Source organism: Cupriavidus sp. YAF13, assembly GCF_052113425.1.
Classification (GTDB): Bacteria; Pseudomonadota; Gammaproteobacteria; order Burkholderiales; family Burkholderiaceae; genus Cupriavidus.
Map to the genome: position 1 here is coordinate 1 of NZ_JBFRDD010000026.1, position 16,908 is coordinate 16,908.

Annotated in this window: 16 protein-coding genes and 4 pseudogenes; 11 read left to right on the forward strand and 9 right to left on the reverse strand. The window is 61.2% G+C overall.

Annotated elements, in window-relative coordinates:
* Together AB4061_RS20655 and AB4061_RS20660 are read left to right on the forward strand one after the other, a co-directional pair.
* The coding region (locus tag AB4061_RS20655; protein ID WP_441637199.1) for an acyl-CoA dehydrogenase C-terminal domain-containing protein at positions 1-145 on the forward strand (145 nt) is incomplete at its 5' end.
* Between the two features lie 122 nt (positions 146-267).
* Positions 268-993 (forward strand): annotated as a pseudogene (locus AB4061_RS20660) (IS6 family transposase).
* A 58-nt stretch (positions 994-1,051) separates the two neighbouring features.
* Here the strand turns inward: AB4061_RS20660 and tnpA are convergent.
* On the reverse strand, positions 1,052-1,480 hold the full coding sequence (tnpA, locus tag AB4061_RS20665) for an IS200/IS605 family transposase (RefSeq protein ID WP_441637020.1): 429 nt from the start codon (positions 1,478-1,480) through the stop codon (positions 1,052-1,054).
* A gap of 45 nt (positions 1,481-1,525) precedes the next feature.
* On the opposite strand from tnpA, the gene AB4061_RS20670 reads away from it, so the two are divergent.
* A complete protein-coding gene (locus tag AB4061_RS20670) occupies positions 1,526-2,620 on the forward strand; it encodes an RNA-guided endonuclease InsQ/TnpB family protein (RefSeq protein ID WP_441637022.1) in 1,095 nt (364 codons plus the stop codon).
* Between the two features lie 428 nt (positions 2,621-3,048).
* Entirely contained in the window at positions 3,049-3,357 is a 309-nt protein-coding gene (locus AB4061_RS20675; protein ID WP_441637024.1) for a hypothetical protein, read from the forward strand.
* A gap of 444 nt (positions 3,358-3,801) precedes the next feature.
* Here AB4061_RS20675 and AB4061_RS20680 read toward each other — a convergent pair whose 3' ends face one another.
* On the reverse strand, positions 3,802-4,011 hold the full coding sequence (locus AB4061_RS20680) for a response regulator transcription factor (RefSeq protein WP_441637026.1): 210 nt from the start codon (positions 4,009-4,011) through the stop codon (positions 3,802-3,804).
* Between the two features lie 737 nt (positions 4,012-4,748).
* Between AB4061_RS20680 and AB4061_RS20685 the strand changes: the two genes are divergently transcribed.
* From AB4061_RS20685 to AB4061_RS20700, 4 genes and pseudogenes are all read left to right on the forward strand, one after another.
* Positions 4,749-5,492: a thiamine pyrophosphate-dependent enzyme gene (locus AB4061_RS20685; protein WP_441637027.1), complete on the forward strand. Its 744-nt coding sequence runs from the start codon at positions 4,749-4,751 to the stop codon at positions 5,490-5,492.
* Positions 5,489-5,881, forward strand: a complete 393-nt coding sequence (locus tag AB4061_RS20690) for a hypothetical protein (protein WP_441637029.1) — start codon at positions 5,489-5,491, stop codon at positions 5,879-5,881. Before AB4061_RS20685 ends, AB4061_RS20690 begins: the two co-directional genes overlap by 4 nt.
* Positions 5,833-6,255: pseudogene (locus AB4061_RS20695) on the forward strand (integrase core domain-containing protein); the annotation flags it as partial. The gene AB4061_RS20690 and the pseudogene AB4061_RS20695, both read left to right, overlap by 49 nt.
* A 36-nt stretch (positions 6,256-6,291) precedes the next feature.
* Positions 6,292-6,728, forward strand: a pseudogene (locus AB4061_RS20700) (flavin reductase family protein).
* Between the two features lie 73 nt (positions 6,729-6,801).
* Here the strand turns inward: AB4061_RS20700 and AB4061_RS20705 are convergent.
* The 7 genes and pseudogenes from AB4061_RS20705 to AB4061_RS20735 all read right to left on the reverse strand — a co-directional run.
* Positions 6,802-7,057, reverse strand: a pseudogene (locus AB4061_RS20705) (tyrosine-type recombinase/integrase); the annotation flags it as partial.
* Positions 7,058-7,307: 250 nt separating this feature from the next.
* The gene (locus AB4061_RS20710; protein WP_441637031.1) at positions 7,308-8,084 is read right to left on the reverse strand and encodes an ABC transporter ATP-binding protein; all 777 of its coding nucleotides are present in this window, start codon (positions 8,082-8,084) and stop codon (positions 7,308-7,310) included.
* 11 nt (positions 8,085-8,095) lie between these two features.
* Complete coding sequence (locus tag AB4061_RS20715; RefSeq protein WP_441637033.1) at positions 8,096-8,947, reverse strand: ABC transporter ATP-binding protein; 852 nt, start codon at positions 8,945-8,947, stop codon at positions 8,096-8,098.
* A gap of 11 nt (positions 8,948-8,958) precedes the next feature.
* A complete protein-coding gene (locus tag AB4061_RS20720; protein WP_441637035.1) occupies positions 8,959-9,885 on the reverse strand; it encodes an ABC transporter permease in 927 nt (308 codons plus the stop codon).
* Complete coding sequence (locus AB4061_RS20725) at positions 9,882-10,949, reverse strand: ABC transporter permease (protein WP_441637037.1); 1,068 nt, start codon at positions 10,947-10,949, stop codon at positions 9,882-9,884. The genes AB4061_RS20720 and AB4061_RS20725 overlap by 4 nt, the downstream gene beginning before the upstream one ends.
* Positions 10,950-11,030: 81 nt before the next feature.
* Positions 11,031-12,614 (reverse strand): ABC transporter substrate-binding protein, encoded by a 1,584-nt coding sequence (locus AB4061_RS20730; protein ID WP_441637039.1) that lies wholly within the window; start codon positions 12,612-12,614, stop codon positions 11,031-11,033.
* A gap of 45 nt (positions 12,615-12,659) precedes the next feature.
* Positions 12,660-13,814 carry a mandelate racemase family protein gene (locus AB4061_RS20735; protein ID WP_441637041.1) on the reverse strand — a complete coding sequence of 385 codons (1,155 nt, stop codon included), beginning with the start codon at positions 13,812-13,814 and terminating at the stop codon, positions 12,660-12,662.
* 184 nt (positions 13,815-13,998) lie between these two features.
* Between AB4061_RS20735 and AB4061_RS20740 the strand changes: the two genes are divergently transcribed.
* The 3 genes from AB4061_RS20740 to AB4061_RS20750 all read left to right on the forward strand — a co-directional run bounded on the left by AB4061_RS20740 (position 13,999) and on the right by AB4061_RS20750 (position 16,885).
* On the forward strand, positions 13,999-14,754 hold the full coding sequence (locus AB4061_RS20740; protein WP_441637043.1) for a FadR/GntR family transcriptional regulator: 756 nt from the start codon (positions 13,999-14,001) through the stop codon (positions 14,752-14,754).
* A 141-nt stretch (positions 14,755-14,895) separates the two neighbouring features.
* Positions 14,896-15,945, forward strand: a complete 1,050-nt coding sequence (locus tag AB4061_RS20745; RefSeq protein WP_441637045.1) for a porin — start codon at positions 14,896-14,898, stop codon at positions 15,943-15,945.
* A gap of 43 nt (positions 15,946-15,988) precedes the next feature.
* Positions 15,989-16,885: an SMP-30/gluconolactonase/LRE family protein gene (locus AB4061_RS20750; protein ID WP_441637047.1), complete on the forward strand. Its 897-nt coding sequence runs from the start codon at positions 15,989-15,991 to the stop codon at positions 16,883-16,885.
* Positions 16,886-16,908: the final 23 nt, after the last annotated feature.

Consider the following 16,908-nt stretch of genomic DNA (forward strand, 5'->3'; position numbering starts at 1 on the left):
TGCCGAGGATCCGTCCTTCCACGACGCCAAGATCTCGACGGCGCATTTCTTCGCGGAGCACATCCTGTCGCAGGCATCGGGTTTGCGCGATGCCATCGTGGCGGGCGCGGTGCCGGTCAATGCGTTGAGCGAAGCGCAGTTCTGAGATCGCACGGTAGCGGGCATTTGCTGAAGCCGGCAAGTTGCGCCAACGGCGATTGAAATGATGACGGTGTTGGCTCCCTCCGGCACTGTCACGTTGATGGGGCGGTTGCGTAAGATGGTGCGATGATGAAGAGGAAATCGCTCTACCACGGCCACCACTTCCCGGCGGTGGTCATCAGCCAGGTGGTGCGCTGGTACTTCCGGTTCAACCTGAGGCTGCGCGACATCGAGGAATTGCTGTTCGAGCGCGGCGTGACGGTGATCTTCGATACGATCCGTCGCTGGTGCGATAAATTCGATGCCCGCTTTGCTCATCGTGTCAAGGCCGCGCGCAGAAGACCGGGCGGAACATGGCACCTGGACGAGATGTTCGTGACGCTGCGCGGCGAGCCGTACCTGCTGTGGCGGGCGGTCGACGAGCACGGTGCCGAACTTGATATCCTGTTGCAGAAGCGGCGCGACAAGGCTGTCGTCAAACGCCTTTTTAATCGCGTGCTACGTTCCTGCCCAGTCCCGCGCAAGATCGTCACCGATTAGTTGCGCAGCTATCCGGCGGCGAAAGGCGAGATCCCGGCGCTGGCGAACGTCAAACACGTGTTCGTTAAAGCCGCCGCCCGGTTGAACAATCGGGCAGAGAACAGTCACCAGCCGACCCGCGAACGGGAGCGGCGCATGCGCGGCTTTCACGCCCTGAAGCGCACGCAGGCGTTCCCATCGAGCTTTGGCCCCATCCGGAGGCACTTCACACTCAAGCGACATCTGCTGCGCGCCTCGCTATATCGCAAACAGCGTGCCGCACGCTTCATTGCCTGGCGCGATTCGACCGAACACGCCCGAAATCCGCTCTGAACGATACTCGCACCTGCCGCCGGCACGTCTCACTCTCGGTAAGCCGGGAATTTGGGGGCTAGTGAGGGGTCTGCTGCTGCTCAATGTACTGGCGCAGGATATCCAGTGGAGCCCCGCCGCACGACGCCGCGAAGTAGGACGGGGACCAAAGCACGCCCCGCCGCTTGAGCCACGGATGGAAATCCCCGAACTGTTGCCGCAGCAGTCTGCTCGACACGCCCTTGAGCGATGCGACGAGCGCTGATAGGGCGACCTTCGGCGGGTAGTTCACCAGCAGATGGACGTGGTCGTGGTCGCCGTTGAACTCTACCAACTCGGCCTCGAAGTCCTTGCATACCCTGGCCAGGATGGCCTGCATTGCGTCAAGGTGCTCCTTCTTGAACACGTTGCGCCGATATTTGGTCACGAAGACCAAGTGTACGTGCAGGGCAAAGACGCAGTGCCGTCCGTGCCGTAAATCCGTATCAGTCTTGCGTGGACGCGCCATCTTCTTCTCTTGCCGAATTTGGAAGACCAAGCGCACTATACGGGAATGGAAACCGTAAAGACACTGAAGCTGCGCATCAAGGACAAGCACGCGAAGGCGACGCTTGCGATGGCGCGCGACGTGAACACGGTTTGGAGTTTCTGCAATGAAACCCAGTATCGCAGCCTGAAGCGTTACTGCAATCGCCCGAAGGTCTGGCTGTCAGGGTTCGACCTTCAGAAACTCACAGCGGGCTTCAGCAAATGCGAAGGCGTGCGCGTCGATTCCCGAACGGTTCAAGAGACGTGCAAGGAATTCGCGACGCGGCTTAAACAGTTCAGGCGCCAGAAAATCAATTGGCGCGTGAGCAACCGAAAGTGGCCGAAGTATTCGCTCGGATGGGTTCCATTCAAGGGCGAAGGCATCAAGTACAAGAACGGGCAACTGCACTTCAATGGTCTTCAGATCGGCCTGTGGGACTCGTATGGCCCGTCGAAGTATGAGCTTGGCGCGGGCAGCTTCAACGAGGACTCGCGCGGGCGTTGGTACGTCAACATCGCTGTCAAGGTGGAGGTCGAAGAAAAACGCGTGCCGGATGGCTCGGACGTGATCGGCATCGATCTTGGTTTGAAGACCTTGGCGACGTACAGCGACGGTGAGAAATTCGGGCCTAAGCGCTTCTATCGCGAGTCTGAGCAAGCGCTCGGCATCGCTCAACGCGCGAACAAGAAGCGCCGCGTGAAGGCAATCCACGCCAAGATCGCAAATCAGTGCAAGGACGCCATCCATAAGGAAACATCGGCGCTGGTCAAAAGACATGCAGGAATCTTCGTAGGCAACGTGAACGCGCAAGCGCTGGCAAAAACGAGTATGGCGAAGTCCGTACACGACGCCGCATGGACCACGTTCCGGACACAACTCAAGTACAAGGCCATCAGGCAATGTGTGGTGTTCGCAGAGGTCAACGAAGCGTTTTCAACCCAAACGTGCTCGTGCTGCGGAGTCATATCCGCGAGCAGTCCGAAAGGTAGGGCCGGCCTTGGAATAAGGCAGTGGACGTGCTGTTCGTGCGGGTCGGTCCACGACCGCGACACGAACGCGGCCCGGAACATTGCCCGCCTGGGACTTCAGGCGCTCGCTGGAGGAATCTCCGGGGGTTAGCCCGGAGAGGAAGTCAAAACGTGGCACGGCCCTTGCGGTGCAGTAGGCGGAGCCCGGGCCTATTATCGAATAGGGACTTTGGTGCTTCGAAATTCTTCCTGGGTGTCACATGAAACCACTAATCCACCTCTTTCACTCCCAAAAGGACCGCTCATGGGCGTGGGGGCGGTCCATAGAAGATCTCATTGAGGTCAACTCACGAGATGGTCACTAGAAATTTTTCGTGCTTTCCGCGTACCCTCACGCACATGTAGGGTGCCACATACAGCCACATACCCCGCCATTACACGACGCCACATATTCTGACAATTCGAGACAAATCTCATAACGATTAAGACACGTTTAGAGAAAGATCTGGTGGAAAATATGCGTGGCCGCGCCCTTGGGGTCGTGCCGTTCCTCAGTCGAATCTTTGCAAGGACACGAACATGAAAGACGCCATCTTCGCGCGCCTACTCGTACCGCTAGCAGTATCGCTTACTCCATTTCTTTCGCATGCACACGACGACCTTGCCGATAAGCGGCCCGCTTGCAGCGAGGCACTGCAGGCCGAAACGATGAGTGTCCGCTCGACCGATGGTGCCGATAGCCCATCAGCCAGTAGTGTCATCAATATTGGATTGGCAGATAGCAGCGTCACTTTGATTATGCCTTGGTTTATCAATACTACGCGTCAAGCGATCAACGAGAAAAAAAGCACTCGCGATTACTTTCGCGACCTGCTCCACGGAATATAGCCCCGACCGCCGGCTTGAGCGTATCGGGGTTGATGCGTAGAGCGGAAATTGAGTCGAACAATGAAACCGGCGGACCTCTCTCCCGCCGAGCGGCCTAGCTTGCGAGGTCCCTCTAGGGAAAGACCTATGTGGACGCCTCCCGGATTACAAGCTGATTGGCATGTGGTCGACAGGTGAAGGCGGTGCGTCTATGTACGGCCCGTTTGTGCAGACCGTACAGCCAGATGGTTCATATGGAATTCGCGGGCGAGGTCTCCATCTGATTATCGAGCATGGCTACTCGCATTTACTATCGGGTTCTCCTCGTCTCGGTCCAACCTGTTAGCCATCATGCGATGCTCACCTTGAGAAAGGTAACTTCAGGCCATCGCGGGGTATCCGTCTGGCCAGCTATTTCTTGGCGGAACTAGCGATCCTCAACGGCAGCATCAGCGAAAGCGCTTCTCAATCTGGATCCGTGTTACACGTGTCAAGCAACCGTAGCCTTCTCGCTTCGGCAATCGCTTGACCGCGACGCACCACGCACAGCTTATTGAATATCGACTTAAGGTACCACTTGACCGTATCAACGCTAATGCTCAGCGCTCGCGCGATCTCCTTATTTGAGTGGCCTTGATCAATAAGCTTGAGAATTTCGATTTCTCGACCTTTCAAGCGATTATCGAGGGGTAGCCTTTGATCGTCTCCATCATTTAGCCTGGTAGTTGTTGCCGACCATTAATTCGGCAAACGGTGACCACTAAATCCGCCAATGATCATCGATCTAACTGATTGATACATAAACGATTTCTGCTGCGTTATGACGTATACCGCTGTTGTTCGTAGGCAACGCGTTTTGGGGCGCCGCGTCCACTAATTCCGCCAACGCGGGTCGACTGATCAGTAAATCGCCTAGTATGTGTAAGACCACTGTCTTGAACATAGCGATGCGGATTGCAACGAAGCGCGAACTGGCGATTGCGAGGGTCTTACGTCCGCTTGGGACGGCTCCTCTCTCGCTTAAGCAAGCAGAGAACGCTGGCAAATTGCTTGGAATCCATTGGGCTACGGTTTATCACTTGCGCCGGCGCTTGCTCGCAGATCCTGTGGCGAGCGCGTTGATACCTTATGACCGAGGTCCCAAAGTGGGAAAGCCGCGTCTAGCAGCGACTGTCGAGGAAATCGTGAGTGAGGTCCTGATCGATTGGCTGCCGCGACAGCGTCATCTCGCTCATCCGCTTTTCGAGCTCGAGGTCGAAATCCGGAAGCGATGCGCAGGGGCAAGTGTTAGTCCGCCAAGCAGAGCTACCATCTCGCGACGCTGGGCCGCCCATCGGAAAGAAGAGGCCCTTCGGCTCGCAACGCTGCCGGGTTCTGAGATTCCCCCAGGTCATCTTGTGGCGCGCTGTCCGATGGATATTGTGCAGATTGATCACACGCTGGCCGATTCGATGCTGGTGGATGATGCGAGCCGGCGCCCAATTGGGCGGCCATGGCTAAGCATAGCCCTCGACGTCTCGACAAGATGCGTCGTCGGCGTATATGTCGGGATGGACCGCCCCAATGCGGCAACGGTCGCGTTGCTATTGACCCGCGTTGTCTTGCCAAAGGATGGCTGGCTCGCGAGCCTCAATGTTAGCGTCGATTGGCCGATGCAGGGCATTCCACAGCTACTTCACCTTGATAATGCGGCCGAATTCAAAAGCAGGGCATTGCGAGCGGGGTGTCGGGAGTATGGTGTTGAGTTGATGTACCGCCCCGCAGGAAGGCCGTACTTCGGGGGACATATCGAACGTTTGATGAGGACCATCATGGAACGTGTCCATAGTCTGCCAGGATCGACGGGATCGTCACCCAAGGGGCGCAAGACCAGACCGCGACGCCGTCATGGCGCTCCCTATCCGCCGGTAGTACCGGCCTCATCCTTTTTGCGCGTGGCGCCGGACACCGATCTGGTCAATCCGGATTTCACCATGCTGGCAGAGGCTTACGGCATGGCGGGCGAGCAGGTCTTGCGCACCGCGGATTTCCCGGCGGCGTTCGAGCGCGCGCGGTCGTCAGGCAGGCCGGCGCTGATCGAATTGCGCACGGATCCAGAGGTCGTGTCGCCGCGGGCCACAATCAGTTCCCTGCGCCGGCAAGGCGCACGCAAATGAAAGGCGGGGACGTGCGGCCAGTCGGCGGCGCTGGCGAGGGGAGTGCCGTGTGCGGGGATACACAATCGGCGGGTGCATCGCGACTCGTGGTTCGCGACGTGCACGCGTTCGCGGTCTCGTTTCCGGTGGCGCAGGCGGACAGCGTGGTACTGGGCGTGGGCCGCGCCATCAAGCGCGACGCCGTGGTGGTCAAGGTCACGACAGAATGCGGGCTGGTCGGCTACGGGGAATCCCATCACGGCCGTGCACACACGACGGTGGCGCATCTCATCAATACGGCCCTGCGGCGGCTGGTGGTCGGCAAGGATGCATCCGACGTGATCGGCATCTGGAAAGGCAGATGTTGCACTGGCTGGGCGTCAAGCCTTCGTATTCGCGTCCACGAGTGAGTGACGATAATGCCTTCGCGGAGAGCCTCTTCCGCACCGCCAAGTACCGGCCGGAGTTCCCCTCTACGGGCTTTGCGGATCTGACTGCGGCGCGTACCTGGGCGGCGCAGTTCGTGCACTGGTACAACCATGGGCATCGGCACAGCGGCATCCGCTACGTGAGCCCGGCACAGCGCCACGCCGGACAATACGCCAACATTCTGGCCACGCGCCATGCGCTGTACGTTCAGGCTCGTGAGCGCAACCCGCGTCGTTGGTCACGCCACACTCGAGACTGGTCGCCAATCGACACGGTCACGCTCAATCCGGAGCGCGAGATTGCCGTGCCCACCGGTATCAAGCCAGGTGCCGAAAAACAGCGTTTGGTTGCATGAATGAGGCGACATCTACCTTGACGCGCGCCGATAGGGGTGACTGTGATGACCACGTTGGACGCCACCGGAAGAAGGTGTGGAATGACAGTCAATTCGTTCAGTTCTGTCTCGCTAAATCCACCATTAATCCTGTGGAGCCAATCTCTTTCATCAAAAAGTTACACTGCGTTTCGGGATTCTGAGCGGTTCGTAGTGAATATCATCTCAGAAAATCAAATTGAGTTATCCAAACAGTTCTCGATCGCTAGCGATGACAAATTTCGAAACATCACCTTTCGATCCGGTTTGGGAGGTATTCCCATCATTAGTTCATGCGCTGCAAATTGGAATGTGTGAAGGTTTCCGCCCATCCTGAGGGCGATCATGTTATTTATATCGGACGAGTTATCCGCCTGGAACGGTCCGAGCACAGGCCGCTCGTTTTCGGTAATGGGCGCTACCTTGTAGCACGAGCCCATGAGCAAGATCGTTAGCGGCTTTTTGCCTGTTGGCGTCCACCATAGTTTCATGATGTTGAATTTATCTCTAGGCTTACTGTTTCTTGCCGACCTGCTGGTCGGTCATGTTCGAGCCAGCGGTGTGGCGCAGCCAGTGCGCCGAGGCGCTGGCCAGCGCACCGCGGCTTGCGGCTCCCATGCCGGCCCGCGTCCCCGCAGGCACGCCGCGGCCATGCCAAACACCTCTTTCAGGATCAGGTCAGTTCGTCGGTCGCCGGCACCAGTCGCGTCTTGTTGCCCTTGCCGGTCACCTCCAGCTACCAGCGCTCGACACCCTGGGCATCGCGTCGACAGGAGGTCATGCCGGGATAAAGCTGGAGATGACACATAAGTCAAAAAGTAGTAAAGAACGCAGCTTTTATGCGATAGCTCGGACGCCGCGCCTCGAGGACAGGGGCTGTCCATTTGAGGACGGCCCACAGGCGTAGAGCAAAGCGAATGTGTCAGCCTTTCTCACATAGAGCAGGCCAGGAACGCCGGTCTCTGACGAGCGGCGATCCTGTGGCCTGGATATAGCGGGCTGCGAAGTCGCTGTTAGCGCATATGTCTGCGCCGCTAGTGATCGCCAACAGCAGTGAACTGTGGGTTGTAGGAGCGCGTTGCGTCCACCAGCATCCGTGTGTAAGGATGCCGCGCGGCATGGTTGCAAAGGTCGTCAACGGCAACGGTTTCGACAATGCAGCCCTGCTGCATCACCGCAACGCAGTCACACAGATGCGCGACGACGCCCAGATCATGCGTCACCATTAGATAAGTGAGTCCATCCCGCTCGCGCAGCGATGCCAGCAGGTTCAGGATCTCGGCCTGTACCGACACATCCAATGCCGAGGTAGGCTCGTCAAGTAACAGGATGCTCGGCTCGAGGATCAAGGCGCGCGCGATCGCCACACGCTGGCGTTGCCCGCCTGACAACTGGTGGGGATAACGAAACCGGAATCCAGCATGCAGGCCGACCTTGTCGAGCACGGCATCAACACGTGCTCGCTCATCGCCCATGCCATGGATGCGCAGCGGTTCGGCAAGGGCTGTGTACACGGTATGGCGTGGATGCAGCGAACCGTACGGATCCTGGAACACCATCTGGATCTGGCGGCAGCGCGCCCGGTCCGGCTTGTGGCCGAGGGGATGGCTGGCAATGTTCAGCTTGCCCTCCCAGTGCGTGTACTGCCCCGCGAGGCAGCGCAACACGGTGGTCTTTCCCGATCCGGACTCGCCGACCAGGCCAAACGACTGGCCTTGCGCCACTTCGAACGAGACGTCGTTCAATACCTTGCTGGTGGTCATTCCGTGACCGAAGCTGAGATTCAGCCCGTTGACTTCGATGATTGCCATGGTTGTTCCAGTCATGCGGTGAGCCAGGCCGAGTCGCGCTGCAGCACCGGCAGGGTCTTGCGGCGATGGTCGAGGCTGGGCAGGGCGCTCAGCAAGCCGCGGGTATATGGATGCCGTGCCTGGTCGAGATCCGCTGCGGCGATCGACTCGACCACCCTCCCGGCATACATCACCAGCACGCGGTCGCAGAAGTGGCGCACCAGATTCAGGTCGTGGCTGATGAAGATCAGGCCGAGCCCGCGTTCGGCGACCAGCTCGTCGAGCACGGACAGCACCTGCAGGCGCACGGAAACGTCGAGTGCGGACGTGGGTTCGTCCGCAATTACGATCTCTGGCTTCTGGATCAGCATCATTGCGATCATGACGCGCTGGCCCATGCCGCCGGAGATTTCGTGCGGATAGAGCCTGCAGACGCGCTGCGGTTCACGGATCCGCACGGATTCCAGCATCGCGAGTGTGTGCTGGCGCGCCTGCGCCTTTGGCATCCTGCTGTGGGCGAGCAGCGCTTCGGCAATCTGGTCGCCGATGCGCATCACCGGATTGAGCGAGTACTTCGGGTCCTGCATGATCATCGACATGCGACTGCCGCGAATGCTGCGCATCGTGCTTTCGCTGGCCGTCAGCAGATCGATGCCGTCGAAAGAGAGTTTGCTGGCCTCGATTCTGGCACTGGGCGGATGCAGCCGCAGCAGCGTGCGGCCGACGGTGGACTTTCCCGAGCCGGACTCACCCACGATGCCGAGTTTTTCACGCGAGAGGTCGAAGGAGACGCCGCGGACGGCATTGACGGTCCGGCCGCCGCTGTCGAAGCCGACGCTTAGGTCGCGGACCTGTAATCGTGGAATGGAAAGAGAGGGGTTCATATTGGCTCGTATCATTCGCTGCGCGGGTCCAGTACGTCATAGAGCCCATCACCCAACAGGTTGAAGGCAAGGCTCACCATTAGGATGGCCGCCCCTGGCATAGCCACCATCCACCAACTGTCCAGCATGTAGCGACGGCCTTCAGAGATCATCGCGCCCCATTCCGGCAACGGGGCCTGGGCACCCAGGCCCAGGAATCCGAGTCCGGCGGCCGTCAGGATGATCCCGGCCATGTTCATGGTCAGGCGCACCACGACCGACGAGAGGCACAAGGGAACGATGTGGCGTACCAGGATGCGCAGCGCGGATGCCCCTTGCAGTTGGGCGACCACGATGAAATCGGCCTTGCGCAGCGACAGCGTTTCGGCGCGGGCCAGCCGCGCAATCGGTGGCCAGGCCGTCAGCGCGATCGCGATCACGGCATGGTCGAGGCCGGGGCCGAGGGCGGCCACGAACGCCAGCGCAAGCACGAGACTGGGGAAGGAAATGAAGATGTCGGTGATGCGCATGAAGACGGTATCGACCCAGCCGCCGAAATAGCCGGAAGTGACCCCGACCGCCAGGCCGATCGGACCCACGACGATCGTCACCAGTGACACGATGTACAGCGTGATGCGCGAGCCGTAGACAAGCCGGCTGAAGATGTCGCGCCCGAACTCGTCCGTGCCGAACCAGTGAGCAGCACTCGGCGCCTGCAGCGCCCCCGCGAGGTCTTGCGCCAACGGATCGTGCGTGGCGATCCAGGGGGCGAGTAGGGCGATCAGCAGCAGGGCAGCGATGACGACGACCCCTGCCACCGTCAGGGGATTGCGTAACAGACGGCGCAGTCCGCGCAGCATATCGTTCAGCAGCGCCTGGAAGCCGGATCGCGGCAGGTGTGGCTGGGCACCCACGATGCGCGGGTCGATAGTGCGGTCGTTGGTCGAAGCGGTAGTCATTGGCGGGTCCTCGGATCGAATACCTGGTAGAGGGCGTCGGACAGCAGGTTGATCGCGATAAACACGATACCGACGACAAGCACGGATCCCATGACCGCGTTCATGTCGCCCAAGAGAAGGCTGCTGGTGAGGTACTGGCCAAAGCCCGGCCAGCCGAACACCGTTTCGATCAGCACGGCGCCTTCGAGCAGGCCACCATAGGCCAGCACGACGATGGTCAGCAGTTGCACGAGGATGTTGCGAAAGGCGTGGCGCCAGATGACGGCCCATTCTGGCAGTCCCTTGACGCGCGCGGTCAGGATGTATTCCTGCGAGAGCTGCGACAGCATGAAGCTGCGAGTCATGCGACTGATATAGGCTATCGAATGCAGGCCCAGGATGCAGCCCGGCAGGGCGATGTGCCGGACGGCGCTGCGGAACACCTCCCACTCGCCCGCCATTGCGGTGTCGACGATCAACAGACCGGTCACGGACGGGACCACGCCGTCATAGGCGAACGCGACCCGCCCGATGCCGCCCGCCCAGCCCAGCCAGGCGTAGAAGATCAGCAGCCCCATCATGCCGAACCAGAAGATCGGCGTGGAATAACCGAACAGGCTGACCAGGCGGACGATATGGTCGCCCAGGCGGCCGCGATGGGTCGCGGCAAACACGCCGAGCGGGACACCCACGAGGGTGCCCACGACGATCGCCAGCGTGGCCAGTTCCACTGTGGCCGGCAGTACACGGACAAGGTCATCGCGTACGGGATGGCCGGTCAGCAAGGCATTGCCCAGGTCGCCGTGCAGCAGATCGCGCAGGTAGTAGCCGAACTGCACCAATAGCGGGCGGTCCAGGCCGAGCTGTCGATAGACCTGCTCGTAGGTGGAGCGGTCGGCATCGGGTCCGACGATGCCGAGCACCGGGTCGAGCGGCATCAGGCGGCCGATGACAAAGGTGAGCAGCAGCAAGCCGAGCAGGGTGAGTACGACACTGAGCAGGCGCTGGCTCAACAAGCGCAGTCGCCGCGCGCCGGCGGACGGACGCCGCGGTGCGGGTGAGGGAAGGACAGATGCTGCGGACACGGGATTCTCCGTCGGAAGAGTGTTGATGCGTCGCCACCAGGCGCTGTCGGGGCGAACGCCGGCGAAATGCGTTTGGCCGGTTCAGCGCTGCTTGTAAACCTCGCGCAACCGTGTTGTCGCCGATGGATGGCCAGCAAAGTTGCGCACGTCCTTGCGCAGGACGACCGTCTCAATCATCTGGGAGATGGGCTGAATGGCGGGCACCTCGGCGTCGAACAGGCGCTGTGCATCCTGGTAGGTCTGGGCTTGTATACCCTCGTCCTGCTGGAGCAGGGCGCTCTCGATCAGCTGGTTGAGCTGCGGATCGAAGTACGAGGTCCGCCATCCCTGGAAGTTCGTCAGCCTGGCCGCATCGCGGTTGTCCGGGTTGTAAACCAGGGCGCGCAGGCTTGAATGCGGGTGCGGTTCGGCACCGCCGCCGCCGCGCCCGACGATGATCTCGAAATTCCGGTCGCGCATCGCGCCATAGACCTGGTTCCCGGTGCCCGGCAGGATGCTGGCCTCGATGCCGGCCTTGGCCAGCGTGGACTGCAGGTTCGTCGCGATGTTCGTGAACGGGGATTCGGCCACGACCCGGATCGTCGTCTTGAAGCCACTTGCAAAACCGGCCTCCGCCAGCAGCTTCCTGGCCGCCACATTATCGAGCCTGTAGCCCGGCTCTGGCAGCGTCGCGTGCAGGCCCAGTGGGACCGGGCGCTGGTGGTAGACGCCGTAGTGCGGCATCACGGTGCGGTTGATGCCGTCGAAGTCGACGAGATGGCGCAGGACGGCCTGGCGCACGCGCCGGTCGGCGAATCTCGGGTCTTTCGCATTGACGGCGATGTAATACAGCGTGCCCCGCATGACATCATGTACCTCGGTGTCGGCGGCGTTCTTCATTGCAGCGATATCAGGCACCGACATGCCGGAGGCGATGTCGATGTCGCCGCGACCGAGCATCAGGCGCAAGGTCTGAGACTCGGTCATGTGGCGAAGGATCACCCGGCGCAGCTTCGCCGGTCCGCGCCAATAGCCATCGAAGCGGCTCAGCAGCAGCACTTCCTTGGCGCGCCATTCGTTCATCACGAACGGTCCCGAGCCGGCTGCGTTGGTGGTCAGCCAGGCCGCGCCCAAGTCGCCGTTGCGGTCGTGCTCCATCACCTTCTTGCGGTCCAGGATCACCGAGCTGACCGACGTCCCCAGGGTGTACAGCACGATCTTCGGATCCGTTGGCTTGGGCAGCTCCACGACCAGCGTGAGCGGGTCCGTCGCGCGGATCAACTGGTCGACGTTCTGCGCCGTGAAGCCGTAGCTTTTCCACGGCGAGGCCATCGCGAGGTTCAGCTTCAACACCCGCCGCAGCGACCAGGCCGCATCTTCGGCGGTCAGCGGGTTGCCGGACTGGAATTTCACGCCGCGCCGCAGCGTGAACGTGATGCTGCGCCTGTCCGGGGCGATCGTCCACGTTTCGGCCAGGCCGGACAGCACCTTGGTAATGTCGTGCGGATCGAGCTCGACCAGGTAGTCATAGACATTGCAGGCGACCTCGACCACGTCGTTGCCGGTGGCGGCTGCCGGATCCAGCGACAGCAGGTTGTTCAGGCTCAGGCCCATGACGAGCTGGTCGTCCGGCGTCTTCGCCTCGGCGGCGCCTGCCGCCGCCACCAGTAGCGGGATGGCGAGCATGCACGCGCGCAGGGTACGGGGATAGTTCATGATGTCGGCCGATGCTCAGTAGCTCGCGACGGCATTGGCCGCGATGTACTCGAAGTTGATGTCCTCGCCCAGGCCCGGTTGCCGGGACAGATGGACGAAACCTTCACCATCCATTGGGTCGGCGATGCTGTTGAGATATTCCGGCACCTCGTCGTAGTCGAGGAAGGGGTGCAGCAGGCCGCGTTCGTACCAGCGGCAGTTTCTGATTGCCGCGCAGACGGCCAGGTTGGCGGCGCCATTGCCGTGGATCTCGCAGTTCATGCCGAAGGACTCGGCAAGGTGGGCTACCTTCAGCGTCGGCGTGATGCCACCACTGCCGGCGACGCCGGCACGCAGGATGTCGCATGCGCCCGCCTTGACCCAGTCCGCGCGGCTGTAGTGCTTGCCGGACAGGCTTTCGGGGCCAAGGATTGGAATGTCAAGCTGGTTCGACAGCCACGAATAGGAAGCCATGCTCTGCTCGTTCATCATCTCTTCGAACCAGGCGAAGCCGAGCCTCTCGAGTTCACGGCCGATGCGCAGCGCGTCGGTGCGGCTGTAGTTATGGTAGCCGTCGAGCATGAGCGCGATGTCCGGGCCCACGGCCTCGCGGACCGCGGCGCAAGCCTTGATGTCCATGCTGGGATCCGGGGCGAAGGCTACCGGCGGCATCCAGGTGTGCAACTTAATAGCCTTGTAGCCGCGCGCCACTAGCTGTTCGGCGAAGGCGCCGTATTCCTCGGGGGTTGACAGTCCGCCTTTCATCTCGTCTCCGCACATCGTGCTGCCGTATGCCGGCACTTTATCGCGGTAGCCGCCCAGAAGCTTGTAGACCGGTTGGGAAAGGGCACGTCCGGCCAGATCCCACAACGCCTGCTCGATGACGGCAAGCGCCCGGTCGGTGAGTTGGCCGGCGCTGCCACGTTGCCAATGCTCCAGTGCCATCCAGAGTTTTTCCCGCTGAAATGGATCCTGGCCGACCAGGACCTTGCGGGCATAGCTCTCGAGCACATAAGGGCGAATCACTTCCGGCGGCGCGAACGCATGGCCTTCGTGGCCTTCATCAGTGGTGATGGTGAGCATCGCCAGGCGCGCGCGCGTGGCCGGCCCAGGGTGCGAGTGACCGGCGCTGTCCACCGAGCGCCTCGCAGTATAGGTAAATTCGGTGCCGCGCACGCTTTCGATCTTCATGGTGTCCTTTCGTTAGCCGTCAGTCGTCTGACGTGTTGGGGAATATAGCCAAGACGTCAGACAACCTATATGGGTGCTAACCCTAGATTTCTCGCCTAGAAGCCCACCTGTCAGTCGTCAGGTGTGTTTGGGGGAGTTGGTATAATCGCTCAAAGGACTTGGGCGCCGCCCACTGGAGATTGGTATGCAGGAAAGTGTCGCAAGGGCAAAGAGTCAGCCCCAGCGCGTTGTCGATGGTATCTCCCATCGTATCAATGATGGGGTGTTGAGGCCTGGCGACCGGGTGCCTTCGGAACCGGAACTGATGCGTGAGTTCGGCGTGAGCCGCACCGTCGTGCGGGAGGCGATGTCGCGGCTCCAGGCTCACGGCATTGTGGAGACGCTGCAGGGCAAGGGCACCTTTGTGCTGGCCCCGCCAGTGGCGCAACCGATCCTGAGGATCGGTGCCGGCGACTTCAAGGCGCGCCAGGTCCTTGCGATGCTGGAGCTGCGAATCATCCTGGAGTCTGAGGCGGCCAGTCTGGCGGCCTTGCGGCGCGCAGATCAGCACCTGAAGGCGATGCGAGAGGCGCTGGACGCCTTTGACGCCCATCGCCGCGCCGGCGTCAGCACTGTGGAGGATGATTACCGCTTCCACGCGCAAATCTCGGCCGCCACCGGCAACGAGTACTTCGAGGAGGTGCTCGGCAGCTTGGAGAGGGTGACGATTGCGCGCCGCGTCGCGGATGCGGCGCAACCCCTTGCCAGCGAGAGTGCTGGTGCCGGGCCGCGCTTCTCCGAGCCGCTGCCGTCGCTCGAATCCGGCAAGGACATCGCGCAAGCCGAGCACGAGGCCATCTATGACGCGATCCGGCGCGCGGATGCCGCCGCGGCCCGGGCCGCGATGTTCCTGCATCTGAGCAACAGCCGGGAGCGATTGCGAGCGAAGGTCGGCGAGTAGTTTTCTGCACACGCAGGGCAAGGCCGTCGTAGGAGTTGGTGTTTCCACCTATCTATCGGTGGCCCTTGAGGGGTTATAGTGGCCTAACTCATCTGACGACTGACGACAGATGGGTTGGTCTTCCGCCCCTTGAGGTAAGCTATGAACAAGTCCTCCTTTGTCGTGATCGTGCTTGGTGTCCTGTCGAGTGCCGATGCCACTGCCAACGTGACCCTCTGGGGCATCGCCGACACGTGGGTCGGCCAGAATGATGTCAAGGTCGGGGCGGCGCCGGGCAAGACAACGGTGCTAGAAAGCGGCGGGGCCCAGGCGAGCCGCTGGGGCATACGCGGCGAGGAGAGCCTTGGCGGCGGGTTGCGCGCCAGGTTCGCGCTCGAGCAGGGCATCAGCGTCGACACTGGCACGGTGACCAATGTGTCAGCCTCGGACAATGGTTTCAATCGCGCGGCCTGGGTAGGTCTCGGCAGTGCCTACGGCGAGGTGCGCTTCGGGCGCATGCTGACCGCGTTCGATGCCTTGCGCGGTTCGACGAACCATCTCTACGACTCATCGGGCTTTGCATCGACCGGGCAGGTCTGGAGCGCGGGTGCCACCGCCGCGCGCGGGGTGCCCGCAGTGAGTGGAAGCGACTATCTGGCACGCGGCAACAACACGCTCTACTATGGCTCGCCAATGATCGGCCCATTTCGCGGATCCTTGAGCATGAGCCTGGATGAGCGCGCGAGCACGGCCACCAGCGCGCCGAGAATGGTCACGGGACATGTGGAGTACGCCTCGGGCCCGGCGCGTATCGGTTATGGCTTCCAGGATGAGCGGTATGCGACCGGGTACAACAAGTTCCGCATCATTGCCGGCCACTACGCCTTTGGCGTGGCCCGCTTCGTCGGCGCCTACCAGAGGCAGGTCGACGAGCGAGTGCCGGGCCATCAGAAGTCCAATGAATTTGAAGTCGGTTTTAATGTGCCATTCGGCGCGGCAACGGTGGCAGTGGGCTATGCCAAGGCGAACACAAAGAACGCTGCCGGACTGACGGTTGTCGATGCCGATGGCCTGAGCTTGATGGCTACCTATGATCTGTCGAAGCGGACTCGGCTCTACACGGCGTTTCGTAGGATTGTGGTCGATCGTGCGGATGGCAAAGCCACCTCGAAGGTTACGCGATACGGCGTGGGCATGACGCACGCTTTCTAGTGCTTTCAGGATGCGCAATTGAAGCGCATCAGAGGGATCTTTCATGGCAAGCAAATTGGAATTGGCCGTGCACTGCGCAGTGGACGCCAGGAATACGGTGGGTGAATCCCCAGTCTGGTCGGCGAGTGAGCAGGCGCTTTATTGGGTCGACATCGTGAAGCCGGCCGTCTACCGCTGGCACCCGGCAAGTGGCGAATGGCGTGAGTGGCCGATGCCGGCCGCTGTGGGCAGCATCGGTCTGCGGCAGTCCGGGGGGCTAGTGCTGGCCATGCGCACGGGCTTTCATTTGTTCGACCCCGCCACTGAGGGCGCGGCACCAACGTTCGTCGTACATCCTGAAGCCGATCGTCCAACGAATCGCCTAAACGATGGGAAGGTTGCGCCCGACGGTAGTTTCTGGGCGGGGACGATGGACGACCGGCCGCAGAAGGAGGCAGTTGCAGCGCTGTACCGGCTGGGCGCCGACTACCGATGCGAACGTATGGCTGGTGGTCTCAAGGTCTCCAATGGCCTGGCCTGGAGCCCCGATGGTCGAGTGCTTTACCACTCCGATTCACGCGGCGGGGTGATCTGGCGCTATGCGCACGATCCGGCTACAGGCACCATCGGCGCGAAAGAGTTGTTCGTCGAGGTTCGATCCGAGTGGGGCAGGCCCGACGGCGGTGCGACAGACGCCGAAGGCTGCTACTGGAGTTGCGGTGTTTCAGCTGGCCGCATCAACCGCTTCAGTCCGCGCGGCGAACTGCTCTCGCACATCGAACTGCCTGTCACGCATCCGACCATGCCATGTTTTGGCGGGCCCGAACTGAAAACGCTGTTCGTAACCTCGCTGCGTGAGGGTTTGACCGAGGCCCAGCTGGATCAAGAGCCCTTCGCCGGCGGGGTCTTCCGGATTGAAGTGGACGTGCCCGGCGTGCCGGTCGCGTTGTATCGCGGCTGATGTGTGTAATGCAATAGCGAAAG

Coding starts and splice junctions, on each gene's coding strand:
- tnpA (WP_441637020.1), bottom strand. CDS start 1,480: ATGGCGCGTCCACGCAAGACTGATACGGATTTACGGCACGGACGGCAC.
- AB4061_RS20670 (WP_441637022.1), top strand. CDS start 1,526: ATGGAAACCGTAAAGACACTGAAGCTGCGCATCAAGGACAAGCACGCG.
- AB4061_RS20675 (WP_441637024.1), top strand. CDS start 3,049: ATGAAAGACGCCATCTTCGCGCGCCTACTCGTACCGCTAGCAGTATCG.
- AB4061_RS20685 (WP_441637027.1), top strand. CDS start 4,749: ATGGATATTGTGCAGATTGATCACACGCTGGCCGATTCGATGCTGGTG.
- AB4061_RS20690 (WP_441637029.1), top strand. CDS start 5,489: ATGAAAGGCGGGGACGTGCGGCCAGTCGGCGGCGCTGGCGAGGGGAGT.
- AB4061_RS20710 (WP_441637031.1), bottom strand. CDS start 8,084: ATGGCAATCATCGAAGTCAACGGGCTGAATCTCAGCTTCGGTCACGGA.
- AB4061_RS20715 (WP_441637033.1), bottom strand. CDS start 8,947: ATGAACCCCTCTCTTTCCATTCCACGATTACAGGTCCGCGACCTAAGC.
- AB4061_RS20720 (WP_441637035.1), bottom strand. CDS start 9,885: ATGACTACCGCTTCGACCAACGACCGCACTATCGACCCGCGCATCGTG.
- AB4061_RS20730 (WP_441637039.1), bottom strand. CDS start 12,614: ATGCTCGCCATCCCGCTACTGGTGGCGGCGGCAGGCGCCGCCGAGGCG.
- AB4061_RS20735 (WP_441637041.1), bottom strand. CDS start 13,814: ATGAAGATCGAAAGCGTGCGCGGCACCGAATTTACCTATACTGCGAGG.
- AB4061_RS20740 (WP_441637043.1), top strand. CDS start 13,999: ATGCAGGAAAGTGTCGCAAGGGCAAAGAGTCAGCCCCAGCGCGTTGTC.
- AB4061_RS20745 (WP_441637045.1), top strand. CDS start 14,896: ATGAACAAGTCCTCCTTTGTCGTGATCGTGCTTGGTGTCCTGTCGAGT.
- AB4061_RS20750 (WP_441637047.1), top strand. CDS start 15,989: ATGGCAAGCAAATTGGAATTGGCCGTGCACTGCGCAGTGGACGCCAGG.